This is a genomic window from Pseudarthrobacter sulfonivorans (assembly GCF_031454915.1).
Taxonomy (GTDB): Bacteria; Actinomycetota; Actinomycetes; order Actinomycetales; family Micrococcaceae; genus Arthrobacter; species Arthrobacter sulfonivorans_C.
The window spans coordinates 289,437-303,386 of record NZ_JAVDRS010000004.1 but is presented as its reverse complement, the minus strand read 5'-3'; the positions used below and the strand labels follow the sequence as shown (position 1 = coordinate 303,386).

The 13,950-nt window shown below is 64.4% G+C and carries 11 protein-coding genes; 8 read left to right on the top strand and 3 right to left on the bottom strand.

Annotated features, from left to right (window positions below; all coding sequences use genetic code 11):
- The first annotated feature begins 147 nt into the window (after positions 1-147).
- Positions 148-1,455 carry an LLM class flavin-dependent oxidoreductase gene (locus J2808_RS11725; protein WP_309816361.1) on the top strand — a complete coding sequence of 436 codons (1,308 nt, stop codon included), beginning with the start codon at positions 148-150 and terminating at the stop codon, positions 1,453-1,455.
- Here J2808_RS11725 and J2808_RS11720 read toward each other — a convergent pair.
- Positions 1,452-2,420, bottom strand: a complete 969-nt coding sequence (locus tag J2808_RS11720; RefSeq protein ID WP_309816356.1) for a LysR family transcriptional regulator — start codon at positions 2,418-2,420, stop codon at positions 1,452-1,454. The genes J2808_RS11725 and J2808_RS11720 overlap by 4 nt on opposite strands.
- Before the next feature lie 146 nt (positions 2,421-2,566).
- Here J2808_RS11720 and J2808_RS11715 point away from each other — a divergent pair, with 146 nt between their 5' ends.
- Positions 2,567-4,156 (top strand): FAD-binding oxidoreductase, encoded by a 1,590-nt coding sequence (locus tag J2808_RS11715; protein WP_309816354.1) that lies wholly within the window; start codon positions 2,567-2,569, stop codon positions 4,154-4,156.
- A gap of 94 nt (positions 4,157-4,250) precedes the next feature.
- Here the strand turns inward: J2808_RS11715 and J2808_RS11710 are convergent, their stop codons facing one another.
- Complete coding sequence (locus tag J2808_RS11710; protein WP_309816351.1) at positions 4,251-5,753, bottom strand: aldehyde dehydrogenase family protein; 1,503 nt, start codon at positions 5,751-5,753, stop codon at positions 4,251-4,253.
- A gap of 140 nt (positions 5,754-5,893) precedes the next feature.
- Between J2808_RS11710 and J2808_RS11705 the strand changes: the two genes are divergently transcribed.
- Genes J2808_RS11705 through J2808_RS11690 form a run of 4 tightly spaced genes read left to right on the top strand, consistent with a single transcriptional unit; the run spans position 5,894 to position 9,410 of the window.
- Positions 5,894-6,907: an ABC transporter substrate-binding protein gene (locus J2808_RS11705; protein ID WP_309816349.1), complete on the top strand. Its 1,014-nt coding sequence runs from the start codon at positions 5,894-5,896 to the stop codon at positions 6,905-6,907.
- A gap of 37 nt (positions 6,908-6,944) precedes the next feature.
- A complete protein-coding gene (locus J2808_RS11700) occupies positions 6,945-7,724 on the top strand; it encodes an ABC transporter permease (RefSeq protein ID WP_309816346.1) in 780 nt (259 codons plus the stop codon).
- Positions 7,717-8,568, top strand: coding sequence for an ABC transporter permease (locus J2808_RS11695; RefSeq protein ID WP_309816343.1), 852 nt, complete (start codon positions 7,717-7,719; stop codon positions 8,566-8,568). The genes J2808_RS11700 and J2808_RS11695 overlap by 8 nt, the downstream gene beginning before the upstream one ends.
- Positions 8,569-8,603: 35 nt before the next feature.
- Complete coding sequence (locus J2808_RS11690) at positions 8,604-9,410, top strand: ABC transporter ATP-binding protein (protein WP_309816341.1); 807 nt, start codon at positions 8,604-8,606, stop codon at positions 9,408-9,410.
- 132 nt (positions 9,411-9,542) lie between these two features.
- Here the strand turns inward: J2808_RS11690 and J2808_RS11685 are convergent, their stop codons facing one another.
- A complete protein-coding gene (locus tag J2808_RS11685) occupies positions 9,543-10,256 on the bottom strand; it encodes a GntR family transcriptional regulator (protein WP_309816338.1) in 714 nt (237 codons plus the stop codon).
- Between the two features lie 136 nt (positions 10,257-10,392).
- On the opposite strand from J2808_RS11685, the gene J2808_RS11680 reads away from it, so the two are divergent.
- Both J2808_RS11680 and J2808_RS11675 read left to right on the top strand, forming a co-directional pair.
- Positions 10,393-12,384 (top strand): flavin-containing monooxygenase, encoded by a 1,992-nt coding sequence (locus J2808_RS11680; protein ID WP_309816335.1) that lies wholly within the window; start codon positions 10,393-10,395, stop codon positions 12,382-12,384.
- Entirely contained in the window at positions 12,381-13,883 is a 1,503-nt protein-coding gene (locus J2808_RS11675; RefSeq protein ID WP_309816332.1) for a carboxylesterase family protein, read from the top strand. Before J2808_RS11680 ends, J2808_RS11675 begins: the two co-directional genes overlap by 4 nt.
- The last annotated feature ends 67 nt before the right edge of the window (positions 13,884-13,950 follow it).

The following is a 13,950-nucleotide window of genomic DNA, read 5'->3' as shown; positions in this document are numbered from 1 at the left end:
CAGGGCGTCGCGTCCGCATAATCTGCATTGTCAATTTTATTGATCTCATTGAGCTGAAACTAGTCAATTTACGGAACAAAGAATGCCTGTAATGCTGGAGTCAGCGAGGCGCCCGCGTGGGCGCAACATCACGAAAGGAACCAGGCAATGAAGCCTAAGAATCACATGGTGCTGACAACCTTCATGCTCCCCGCGGGGTACCACAAGGACAGCTGGCGCATGGAAGACAGCAGGGCCGAAGAGCTGGGCAACCTGGACTTCGTGGCGGACCTGACAGCGATGGCCGAGGCAGCCAAGCTCGACGCCGTATTTTTCGGCGATATCGTGCACGCCAATACAGTCATGCGCGGCGACATCAAAATGAACGGGTTCTACGAACCCATGACCGTACTCTCGGCCCTGGCGGCCAGGACGAAGAACATCGGCCTGATCGGAACCATGTCCACCTCGTTCTCCGAGCCGTACAACCTTGCCCGGCAGCTGTGCGGACTGGACCACATGTCGAACGGCAGGGCCGGCTGGAACATCGTCACGTCGTCGGACGGTTTCAGCAACTACGGCGTGGAGGACGTGCCCGATCCCGCTGTGCGTTACCGGCGGGCCACCGAGTTCGTGGACGTGGTGCAGCGGCTCTGGGACAGCTGGTCCGATGACGCGATTATTGTGGACAGGGCGTCCGGAGAGTACGTGGACCGGAGCAAGCTCAAGGCCATCCGGCATAAGGGTGAGTTCTTTGAGGTTGAAGGACCCATCAACATGCCGCGTTCCCCGCAGGGGCGCCCCGTGCTGGTCCAGGCCGGATCCTCTGGCCCGGGCATGGACCTCGGTTCGTCGGTGGCGGACGGTATCTACACGGCCCAGCCCTTCAAGGAACCATCCATCGAGTTCTACACGAAGTTCAAGAACATGGTGGCCGAGAAAGGCCGGAACCCCGACGACGTCAAGATCATCCCGGGCATCCTGCCGATTCTGGGCGACACCGAGAAGGAAGCCCAGGATCTCGCCAACGAGCTGGCCGGCTACGTGCACCTCGGCAACGGCCGCAAGCAGGTGGGTGCGGACCTCAAGATGGACCTGTCCGAGCTGGAGATCGACGAGTCCATCCCGGCCGAGTGGTTCTCCGACGATCCCCGGCTGGGCAGCCGCTACCAGATCTACCGCAAGAAGAGCGTGGACATGGGCATGACTCTGCGGGAGCTGATTGTTGACCTGGCCAGGTCCACCGGCCACCAATGGATGGCCGGCACCCCGTCCCAGGTGGCTGACCGCATGGTGGACTGGTTCCAGTCGAAAGCCTGCGACGGGTTCAACCTGAATGCCCCCTTCAACCCGGGAGGCTTCAAACTCATCTGCGACAAGCTGGTCCCCGAGCTGCAGGACCGCGGCTACTTCCGCTCCGAATATGAGGGCACCACCCTGCGGGACAACCTGGGGCTCTCACTCCCGTCGGCCTAGGCTCTCCCGCCCGGTTTGGAGCCGTCCGCCTCGGTGCCGGCGGAGCCGAAGCGTTCCACCGCCACATCCACCCATGCCTGGGCGCGGGCGTTCAGCCGCATGCTCCGCGTCCAAGCCAGCGCAACGGTGGCCTGGGCGCGGGTGTGGACCCGGGGCTCCGCCACCCGTTTGAGGACGACCTTCAGCTCTTCATACGGCGCGTCCAGCATGGGCCGCTGGAACAGCACGGCAACGCCGCGGCCGCTGGCCACCAGGGACCGGACGGTGGCGTAGCTGCGGGAGCGGTGCCGGATGTCCGGGGCTATCCCGGCGTCACGGTACATCTCCAGGATGCGCGTGGAAATAGGCGGAGCATCGAAGAAGATCAGCGGGCTGGCGGCCACGTCCTTGAGTGAAACCACTTCCGCGTCCCGCAGGGGGTGGTCTTCCGGCAGCAGGATATAGGGCTCCACTGACAGCAGCGGTGCCGTTTTGAGGGCGGGCGAAACGTCCATGTCATAAACAAAGGCGGCGTCCAAGGAACCGTTGAGAAGGCGCTCCTGGAGGTCCTCGTGATATCCCTCCACGAAGTCCACTTCCACATGCGGGCATTGGCTCGCGAAGTCCGCCAGCATCGGCGGGATGATGGTGGGGCCCAGGGGCATATAGCAGCCGACCGTCAGCGGGCCCCGGATGTCCGTCCTGTCCCGTTTGGAGAGGGAAGCGATTTCATCTGCCAGATCCAGCAGCTGCCGCGCCTGCCGAAACACCACGACGCCGGTGGACGTCAGGGTGAGCCCTTTCGACTTGCGCTTGATGCAGAGCTGCGCCCCCACGATCCGTTCGAGTTCCGCGATGGACATGGAGATGGCCGACGGCGCCATGTGCAGCCGCCGTGCTGCCTCGCTCATGGTGCCGGTTTCGGCCGCCACCACGAAGTGCAAAACCTGGCGGAGGGTGATGGAGGGGTTGAGGCTGATATTCACATCATCAATTCTACTGACAACCATCGCCTAAAACCGACGGTTTACTTGAGCTTGTCGGCTTGTCATGATGAACAAAAAGGTTCCGGTGACGGGGCCACATTCAACGCCGCCACGCGGCACCACTTTTGAAAGCGACGTGATCCCGAATGGATGCCCAAACCCGATTTCTCGACCAGGCGGAAGCGATTGTGGGCGCCGACAACGTTGTCCGTGCCACGCCCGAAGAGGGCTACATCGATCCGTATCCGCTGAACCCCGGACGCGCCAAATGGCCGGGGGTGCGGCCCGGCAGCGTCGACGAGGTGCAGGCAGTGGTGCGGCTCGCCAACGAAACCGGTGTTCCGCTGTGGTCCTTCTCCAAGGGCAAGAACCTTGGCTACGGGGGACCCGAACCACGCACGCGGGGCATGGTGGCCCTGGACCTGAGCCGCCTCAACCGGATCATCGAAGTGGACGACCGTCTCAACTACGCCGTCATCGAGCCCGGCGTGACCTTTTTCGACCTCTTCGAACACATCCAGGACAAGGGACTGAAGCTGTGGATGTCCGTTCCGGCGCTCGGCTGGGGTTCCGTCATGGGCAATGCGCTGGACCGCGGCTACGGCATGACGCCGATGGGGGACCACGTGCAGTCCATTTGCGGCATGGAAGTGGTCCTGCCGGACGGAGAGCTGGTACGCACCGGAATGTGGGCCATGGAAGGAACCGAACTCGGGCCCATCTTCAAGGGCGGCTTCGGCCCCACGCTGGACGGAATTTTTACCCAGTCGAACCTCGGCATCGTGACCAAAATCGGCCTCTGGCTTATGCCTTGGCCAGACGTGTACGTGAACGGTGACGTGGTGGTGGAGCGGGAGGAGGACATGCCAAAGCTGGTTGACATCCTCACCCAGCTCCGGCGGGAGGACGTCATCCAGAACAACGCCCTGTGCGGCAACGTCGTCCGGGCGGCCACCATGAACGGCCCGCGTTCGCGCTGGTACCAGGGCGAGGGGTCCATTCCGGATGACCGCCTTGAGGAGATGCGCCAGGAGATGGGCATCGGCCAGTGGAACGCCAAGTTCGCCATCTACGGCGACAAAGGGCTGGCCGAGCGCAGGCTCGAGATCATCAAAGAACGCTTCGCCGGCCTTGACGGCTTCACGGTCAAGGCCCGGTTCTACGAGGGCGCCGAAGGCATGCAGGTGGCCTATGAGGACATTGCCGACATTGACCGCACCCAGATGGCTGGCGTGCCGACGCTCAAGCCGCTGTCCACCGTGGCCTGGGCGGCAGAAAACGGCGGCCACATTGATGCTGCCCCCATCATTCCCGCACGCGGGGACGAGGTGTGGGCGTTCTACCGGGAAGCCAAAGAGCTGTACCGCCAATTCGGCTTCGACCTTTACATCGGCTACCACCTGTACCCGCGGCACATGGTGCACGTGACCATGATTTTCTTCGAAAACGACAACCGGGAACAGCTGGCACGCGCACGGGAGCTCTACTCCGCATTGCTGGCGGCGGCCCGACGGCGCGGTTACGCACCGTACCGCAGCCACGTGGACTACATGGATGTCATCGCCGACGGATTCGACTACAACCACAACGCGATCCGCCGGCTCCAGGAGTCCTTGAAGGACGCCCTGGATCCCAACGGCATCCTCTCACCCGGAAAGCAGGGGGTGTGGCCCCGGCGCTACCGTGAAGTAACGGCAGAGGCGCCCGACGGCGTCGCCGAATCCGTTCCGCGGTAGCCGTCTGTCCCTAACGCCGAAAAGGGCCGGACACTGGTTGAACAAACCAGCGTCCGGCCCCTTTTCGTTTCCGATCAGCGGTGCGTCTCTCCCGTCAGGCGCCGCTGATGTTGACCGCGACGGACTTGACCTCGGTATACGCTTCCACGCCCTCGCGGCCGTTCTCCTTGCCCCAGCCGGACTGTTTGAACCCGCCGAACGGCATGTTGGCATCCATGCCGCCCGCGGCGTTGATCCGCACATTTCCCGCTTTGATCCTGCGTGCGAACTGGTGGGCCCGGGAAATGTCCTTGGTCCAGATGGTGGAGGAGAGTCCGTAGACGGTGTCATTGGCGCGGGCCACGATGTCTGCAACGCTGTCCGAGTCGCGGAAGGTTGCCGCCGAGAGGACGGGCCCGAAAATCTCCTCCCGCACCACTTTCATGTCGGCGGTGGTGTTGCAAAGGATGGTGGGCTGGATGAAGTAACCGTCCCCGGCCACTGCCGCACCGCCGGTGACCAACTCCGCACCCTCCTCGCGGCCGCTCTGGATATAGCCCAGGATCCTTTCGCGCTGCTGTTCGGAAATCACCGGGCCGATCTGGGTCTGCGGGTCGATCCCGGCGCCGATCCTCAGCGCCGTGGCCCGTTGCGAGATCCCTGTGATCACCTCGTCCGCGACTGCCTCATGGACGTACAGGCGGGAGCCCGCGGCGCACACCTGGCCCGTGTTTCCGAAGATGCTCATCGCAGCGCCGTCGATGGCCCGGTCGAGGTCTGCGTCCGGGTAGATGACCACCGGGGATTTGCCGCCGAGCTCCAGTGAGACGCGCTTCAGGTTCCCCGCGCAGGAGGCCAGCAACTGCTTGCCTACCGCCGTGGACCCTGTGAAGGAGATCTTGTCCACGAGCGGATGGTCCGCGAGCCGCTGCCCGGCCACGGCGCCGAGGCCCTGGACAATGTTCAGGACGCCGGGCGGGAAGCCCACCTCCTGGGCCAGCTCACCCAGGCGGACCGCGGTCAGGGGCGTGAGTTCCGCGGGCTTGAGGACCACCGTGCAGCCTGCGGCCAAGGCCGGCGCCAGTTTGGCCGCGGTGATGGCCAGCGGGCTGTTCCACGGAACGATCAAACCCACCACGCCGATGGCCTCCCGGAGCGTGTAGGCGTGCCATTGTCCGGGCAGGGAGACGTTGCGGGTTTCGCCGTTGAGCTTTGTGGCCCAGCCCGCGTTGTAGCGGAACGCCTCGGCCGCGCCGGAGATTTCGAAGGCCCTGGCAATGCCCAGCGGCTTCCCGGTATTGAGGGATTCCAGCAGCGCCAGTTCGTCCGCGGCCGCCTCAATGGCCTCTCCCAGCTTCCAGATCAGGCGGCTCCGCTGGGCCGGCGACATTGCCGGCCACGGACCTGAGTCGAAAGCCCGGCGGGCGGCCTCAACCGCGCGGTCCACATCCGCGGCGCTCGCAGAAGCGGACGTCGCCAGATGCTCGCCGCGGGAGGGATCCATGACGCGCAAGGGTTCGGCTCCGCCTTCAACCCATGCTCCGTCGATCAGCAGGCGCAGCGGGGCGCCCAGAAGCTGCGGCCGGACAGGGGTAGGGAGTGCAGTGGTAAGGGGCATCATTGGCTTCTTTCCGGGAGGGTGGTTGCGCAGGATTCAAGTTATGCAATCTGTGATGGTTGCCACATCGTGATCTCCAAGATACATTATTGAAGGAATTATGCATTTATTAATGCCTGTACTCAATGAGGAGATCCTGGATGAAAACGCACAAGCGCCACTCACTTTTGGCCAAAGTCCTGGCGCCGGCTGTTGCCGGCCTGACGCTGTTGTCCCTTGCCGCCTGCGGGACCCCCACCGCGGCCACCAGTGCCGCCGGAGGCTCGGAGGGCAAGACCTCCATCAAGGTGGTCGTGGCGCCGATCCAGTTTGAAACGGCGTACATCGCCAAGGAAAAGGGCTACTTCGATGAAGTAGGCCTGAGCGTGGAAATCGTCCCGGGCGCCGATCCCTCGGCCAACCTGGCCCAGACCGTGAGCGGGCAGGCGGACATCACCACGGCGTCCTGGGGCGTCATGACCACGGCCACGGCGAAGGGAATGCCGGTGAAGGTTATCTCCGGAAACGGCGTGGTTGATCCCAACCTCGACAACTCCGGAATCCTGATCCCCAAGAACAGTGACATCAAGACGGTTGCTGACCTGAAAGGCAAGAACGTTGCCGTCGTTGGCGTAAACACCGGCGGCGACATCCCGATGCTCCAGGCTGCGGCAGCGGCAGGCATCGACCCGAAGTCGATTACGGAAATCGCCGTTCCTTACGCGGGCATGCAGGCCGCCCTTGAGCAGGGAACGGTTGATGCTGCCTTCGCGGCGGATACTTACTACCACCAGCTCGTCGATGCGGGTTTCAAGAGCATTGCCAGCCCGGTGCGCGAATTCCAGGGCAACATGCCGGTCACCGTATGGGCTGCCACCGACGCCTGGCTCAAGAGCAACCCAGGAACAGCCAAGAAGTTCAATGACGCAATGACCAAAGCCGCCCAGTTCTACACAGACCCGGCGAACGTCAAAACGATCGTGGATATCACCGCGCGCGTCAAGGAAGTTGACGCCGCGAAGGTCAACCCCAAGTCCTACGTTCCCGTCAACACGTCCATCAACCTGGCCACCGGTCAGGCCGGCATCGACGCCATGAAGGACCTCGGGTTCGTCACCAAGCCGTTGACCGCCGAGGCCATGCTTTGGGCCGACGCCCCGCGCTTCACCAAGTAAGGCTTCCTGGACTTCAGGAACATACAGAGAGATGGATATGAAGACAAGCACTAAGTCGCTGGACTGGGGTTTGACCACCCAGCGGCTGTTGGCGGTCGCAGCGCTCCTGGCCATCTGGCAGGTGGTGATCTGGAGCGGCACGCTTCCTTCGATGACACCGGGGGTTGGCGCCCTGGCGTCATCCATCGGCGCGGCCCTGGTGTCGGGAACGTTCTGGTCAGCGCTGGCGCAGACCATGACGGCAGCCGTCAGCGGCTGGCTGATCGCGGTGGTGATCGGAACAGTCCTCGGGCTGCTGATCGGTTCCGTCCGCGCACTGGACCGCTCGACGTCGATCCTGATCGACTTCGGCCGTTCCTTCCCCGTGCTGGCGTTGATGCCGGTGGTCATCATGCTGCTGGGCGCTACCGCCCAGATGGAAACCGTCGTCGTCGCCCTGTCCTGCCTCTGGCCGGTACTCGTGCAGACAATTTATGGCGCGCGGCGGATGGAATCGGCGGTGGTGGACACGGTACGGATCTTCCAGATTCCTGCATTGCTCCGGTTCCGCCGCATCCTGCTTCCCAGCGCCACTCCCTTCATTGCCACCGGAATCCGGATCTCGGCCTCGATCGCCATCCTCGTCGCCGTCGGCGTCGAGGTGCTCAGCCAGGCTCCGGGAATCGGCCGTCAGATCACCCTTGCCCAGCAGGCGCAGCGGTGGGATTCGGCGTTCGCATACCTCTTCTTCGCCGGGCTGGTGGGTTGGGGCATCGCCAGCCTGCTCAACTTCGCCGAGGGACGGATCCTCAAGTGGAACAGGCAGACCAATGACTGATACAGCCCTTCGTCCCGCACCCAAGCTGGAGACCTCGTCCCGGACCACCCGGAAGGAAGCGCAGCGCGTCCGCAGCCGTCCCGCGCAGATGGCCTTGAACGTCCTTCAGCGGACGTGGTTGATCGTGGTCGTCTTCGCCATCTGGTGGATTGCGACGGCGAACAGCACCAATGTTTTCATCCCTTCCCTCGAGTCGATCCTGGTCAGCCTGGGCCGCGATCTCTCCAACGGCGTGATCGCCTCGGGAGCTGCCTACAGCCTGGGGAACCTGGCTGCCGGCCTCCTGATCGCCGTGACCACAGGCATTATCGGGGGACTGATCCTTGGCGAGACCAAACGGTTGCGGGAAATCGTTGATCCGGTCATCCACTTCTTCCGGTCCGTGCCCCAGGCAGCACTGGTTCCCCTGATCATCGGCGCGTTCGGAATCGGGCAAGGCCCCAAGATCTACACCATCGCCTTTGCCTGCATGTGGCCGGTGCTGCTGAACACCATCGACGGTGTCCTCGGCGTGGAACCGACCATCCGGAAGTTCTCCAAGGTTTATCGGATTCCGCGCGGGTTGCACTTCCGCAAGGTGGTGCTGCCGGCCGCGCTGCCGCAGATCGTGGCCGGCGTGCGCGTGGCGCTTCCCATCGGAATCACGGTGATGGTGGTGAGCGAACTCTTCGCCGCCAACAAGGGTTTGGGTTTCTACATCCTCAATTCCTCCGCCACCTTCATGGTGCCTGAGACGTGGGCGGGTGCGCTGCTCGTGGGCGTTATCGGCTACATCCTCTCCCTCCTGTTCATCGTCCTCGAACGCAGGATCCTGAGCTGGTACTTCAAGTCAGGCGCAAAATGACCACCCCGATCCAACAAGAAAATAAAGGAGCTTCCATGGCCATTCAGGCAGCACCCGAGCAGGTGCAGGTGGCAACGAAGCCGCTGCTCCAGGTCCACGGGCTGACAATGAGCTACGGCGTCGGTGACTCGGAGAACAAGATCCTGAGCGATCTGAACCTGGAGGTCAACGACGGCGAGTTCGTCTCCATCGTCGGTCCGTCCGGCGTGGGCAAAACTACCCTCCTGCGGTGCCTCTCGGGCCTTATCCAACCCAAAAGCGGTTCCGTGAGCGTCGGCGGGGAAATCATCAACGGCCCCCACCGTGACCTTGCCGTGGTTTTCCAGGACTACAGCCGCTCGCTAATGCCCTGGATGACCACGCTGGAGAATGTGGCCTTTCCGCTGCAGGGGCGCGGAATGGGCAAGAAGGAGCGGAACGAAACGGCAGAGAAGAACCTCGCGGCCGTGGGGCTGGCCGGCCAGGGCCACAAATATCCGTGGGAAATGTCCGGCGGCATGCAGCAGAGGGTAGCCATCGCCCGTGCCTTGGCCTATAACGCCAAGGTCCTGCTGATGGACGAACCCTTCGCCTCGGTGGACGCACAGACCAGATTCGACCTCGAAGACCTCGTGATCGACCTCCAGGCGACCCTGGGCGTCACCATCATCCTGGTCACCCACGACATCGATGAAGCACTGTACCTGGCGGACAAGGTGATCGTCCTTGCCGAGAAACCCGCCACCGTAGTGGACGTGATCGAGACCGGCTTCGGCGACCAGCGCGACCAGGTGGAAACCAAGGCTGACCCGCGCTTTGTGGAGGCGCGGGCGCGTATCCTCCACCGCCTCCGCAACCACTGACCGCTGCACAAGCCCAAAAAAGCCCTCCGGGAACTAGACGTTCCCGGAGGGCTTCGCAGCGTCTCCGCCCCTGACGCGGCGGGCCACCAGACTCAGCCAGCCGCCAGACTCGGAGCCAGGCTCAGCCAGCACTCAGGCGTTGGCGGGCGCCGCGCCGTGCTGCGCGGCGCCGTCGTCAATCCCTGACTTCAGGATGGCGTCGAGTGTGATCTGGTAGTGCTCCCGGATGAGGCGGGAGGCCGTCTTGGCGTCCCGCTCCAGGGCGGCGGCGAGGATCTCGCGGTGTTCCTTGGCCACATCCCGGCCTGTGAACCGGGTGGCGTTGGCTGCCCAGCGGCCATACAGCTGGGAGAGATCGGACAGGGTGGAGCACAGGTCAATCAGGACAGGCACCCCGCAGGCTTCCAGGAGCTTGGCGTGGAACGCCTGGTGGGCGCGGTTCCAGGCCTCGGTGAGCTGGGCGTCATCAGTGTTGTCCCGGTAGGGCGTCCGCTCCAGGGTGTGGTGGGCGGCGATGAGTTCGGATTCCCACGAGAGGTCGCCGCGCTCGATGGCCAGCCCGATGCCGAACTCTTCGGACCTGGTGCGCAGCTCATTGATGTCCTTGAGCTCCGCGAGCGAGAGTGTGGGTACAAAGAAGCCGCGATTCGGCTTGAGCAGCACCAGTCGGTCGCCCACCAGCCGTGTGAGGGCTTCGCGGATGACCGTGCTGCTGGTCTGGTAGTGCTTCGAGAGCGCTGTGAGCTGAAGCTTGTCGCCCGGGGCCCATCGGCCGTTAAGAATGTCATCGCGCATGGAATCACGGATGTGCTTGCTGAGCGTCTCGGACTCTGTACTTTTCGACATATGCAAAATTGTAGCGCCAAGACAATAATATTTTCTTGATTGACTTATGCACAATCAATAATAGAATGGTTGTAGCCCGGAGAGACCCGGATCACAAGGGTCCTCTGCAGATCCCGCAATCACGAGGAGAACCGACGTGACAAACTCCACCACCGAAGCAGTCCAGACCCGCGAGGAGCCGGCCGTGGACGACCTCTACTGGCGGGACCGGTACGAGCCCGTCACCGAAGACGACGCGTTCCTGCGCAATATCGTTGATACCTCGGACCTGCCGGCGCTGATGGTGGCCCTGGCGGCGGTGACGGGAGATTTTTCCATCCTGCGCGATGACCTGCGTCCGCCGCAGCCGCCGGCGGACATCGTGGGCCAGCCGCACGGCGGCATGAGCCCGGAGCAGCAGGCGCAGGCACGCGCACTGGCATTCGATGCGCTCAAGCGCGTGCGCGAGGAGCACCTGACCAGCGTTGGGACCCTGACGGCAGAGCGGGCCGAGGACATCCTGACCTGGATTACCAACGCGGCCAACCCCGAATACCACCCCATGCTGATGCACGACATGGCCTTGGTGGAGGGCAAAAGCGGCAAGCCGGCGTGGGACTTCAGCGAGATCTCCCTGGGCCGCGAGTTCAGCGTGGCAGTCATCGGATCCGGGGTTTCCGGCATGGCCGCCGCCTACCGGCTGAAACAGGCAGGGATTCCCTATACCGTCTTCGAGAAGGGTCATACCGTCGGCGGCACCTGGTGGAAGAACACCTACCCGGGCGTGCGCCTCGATACGCCGAACTACGCCTACAGCTTCTCCTTCGCCCAGCGCGATGACTGGCCCCAGCAGTTCTCGCAGGGTTCGGAAATCTTCGAATATACCCGGCAGGTGGCCGAGCGCGGCGGCATCCTCGGCGAGATCGAGTTCAACACCGAGGTCACCTCGGCCAGCTATGACGAGGCTGCGGGACTGTGGAATGTTGACATCATCGACGCCGAAGGCAGGCCGGTCAGCCGCCAGTTCAACGCGGTGCTCTCCGCCGTGGGCCAGTTGGACCGCCCCAAGTACCCGGACGTGCCGGGACGGGAGGACTTTGCCGGCATCCAAATGCACTCGGCCGAGTGGGACAACAGCGTGGATGTGACCGGTAAGCGCGTGGCCGTCATCGGCACCGGCGCCAGCGCCTACCAGATCGTCCCCGCGATCGTGGACCAGGTTTCCGCCCTCACCGTCTTCCAGCGCAGCTCGCCCTGGATGCTGCCCACCCAGGGCTACTACGCCGACATGCCGGACTCAGTTCAGTGGCTGGTCCGCAAGCTCCCGCACTACGGACAGTGGCTGCGGTTCTGGCAGCACTGGCTCGGCGTCGAGGGCCGGCAGCACACCACCGTGGCGGAGCCGGGCTGGAACCAGCCCGGCAGCGTGTCCGCAGTCAACGCCAAGTGGCGCCAGGGGCTGACCGATATTCTGGCCAAGCAGTACCAGGACCGTCCTGACCTGCTCGCCAAGGTCACCCCGGATTACATCGTGGGGGGCAAGCGCATGCTCCGGGACAACGGTGTCTGGGCCGAGTCGCTGAAAAAGCCCCAGTCCACCCTGGTCACCGATGGCATTGAGCGCATGACCCCGGAGGGCATCGTCACCAAGGACGGCGTGCTCCACCAGGTGGACATCATCGTTTATGCCACCGGCTTCCAGGCCTCGGAGTTCCTCGAGCCACTGAAGATTACCGGCCTCAACGGCACGGACCTGCATGAGTACTGGGGCGGCGACGCCAAGGCTTTCGCCGGCCTGACCGTTCCGCACTTCCCCAACCTGTTCATCATCACCGGTCCCAACACCGGCCACGTTGTCAACGGCAGCCTGTACTCGATGATCGAATACGGGGTGGAGTACATCCTCGAGTCGCTGCGCCTCATCATCGAAAACGACCTCAAGGCACTGGACCTGAAACAGGAGGTCCTCGACGAGTTCGTGGCGGGCCTGGACGCCGCCAACGCCACCAAGGCGTGGGGCCACCCCAGTGTGCACACCTGGTACAAGAACAAGTTCGGCCGGGTTTCGCAGATCTGGCCCCACCCGGTGCTGGACTTCTGGAAGATCACCCGGACCGTGAACCTCGACCACTACAACCGGCTGGCATGAGCGCCGCCGCAACGGAACCGCTGGCGGAGATCCGCGCCGGGGAGGCCGTTTATGCAGCGGAAACGCACCACGGCGTTGTCAGCGTGCGCGGCGTCCGTTACGGTGAGCGGTTGGATCCCTCAGACCGCTTCGCCCCGCTGGGGGATCCGTCACCGGAGCGGCCGCAGGCCGCCGCGACGGTGTTCCCACAGGCTGCCGGGTCGCTCGACTGGCTGCTCGGACCGGCGCTCTCCCGGATGCCGCAGAGCGAGGATTCCTTCCTGCTGGACATCTGGGCGCCCTCGGGCGCCCAGGATCTCCCGGTGCTGGTCTTCCTGCCCGGGGGAGCGTTCATCAGCGGTGCCGGGAATGTCCGCTGGTACGACGGCGCCCGGCTCGCCCGGGAGGGCGGTGCGGTGGTGGTCACCGTGAACTACCGGCTCGGCGCGCTCGGGCTGCTCGGCGGGACGGACGGTGCGGAACCTGGTCCGCGCAACCTCGGCGCTGCGGACATCCTGCAGGCGTTGAAGTGGGTCCACCGGAACATCGCCGCGTTCGGCGGCGACCCCGGGGCCACCACCCTGGCGGGGCATTCGGCGGGTGCCTGGTATGCGTACGTCCTCAGTTTCACCGAGCAGGCGCGCGGACTGTTCAGCAGGACCGCCCTTTTCAGCCTGCCCTGGCAGCCGCCGCTGAACGCCGCAGGGTTCGGCGAACGGTCCAGGCTGTTCGCCGCTGCCCTCGGCGCCGCCGCCGCTGACGGCAGTGACGGTGGCGGCTCGCCGGAAGCCGCAGTAACTGCCGGGGAAATCCTGGCGGCCCAGGCCGCAGTGTCCAAGGCCTATGCGGGGCGGGGCCTGGGCCTGATGCCAGCCGCTGACGGGGACTTGGTTCCCTCCTGGGCGATGGATTTCGAGGCCGCCGCGGCTGCCATGCACGTGGAGGCGCTGCTGTTGGGCAGCACGGATGATGAAGCCGCCGCGTTCCTGCACGCCCTTCCTGTCCAGGCCGTAAGCCCGGACCAGGTCGCCGGCTTTGTGGGCGCCCATTTCGACGACCCCGCCGGGGCGCTGTCCTTCATCGACGCGCGGCATCCCGGGGCAACGGCCCATGCGAAGCTGGTAGAGGCCATGAGCCTGCACCAGTTCCGGCTGGCTGCCACGGAACTGGCAGGCCGGGCGGACCAGGCCGGCATCCCGGCGACGCTGCTGCGGTTCTCCGTGCGCAGCAGGCTGGAGGGCGCGGCGAGCCCGCACTGCTTCGACCTGCCGTTCCTGTTCGGGAACCGACCGGACTGGGAGGATGCACCGATGCTCGATGGGTTCCCCGGGGAGGCCTTCGACGCGGTGTCGGACCGGCTGCGCCCCATGCTGCTCGGCTTCGTCGCCGACGGCGTCGCGCGGACGCCCGGGGGCAGCGCCGTGCCGCGCTTCGATCCGAAAAGCCCGGCACTGTACAGGGTGAGCGAAACCGGCGACGGCACAGCCGCCGTCGAACCTGAACTGCGGCCGCGCCGCTAACCCTTTTCAAAACAACGCGGGGTCACTCCATGCCCGATAATCCCTGGTTATCGGGCATGGAGTGACC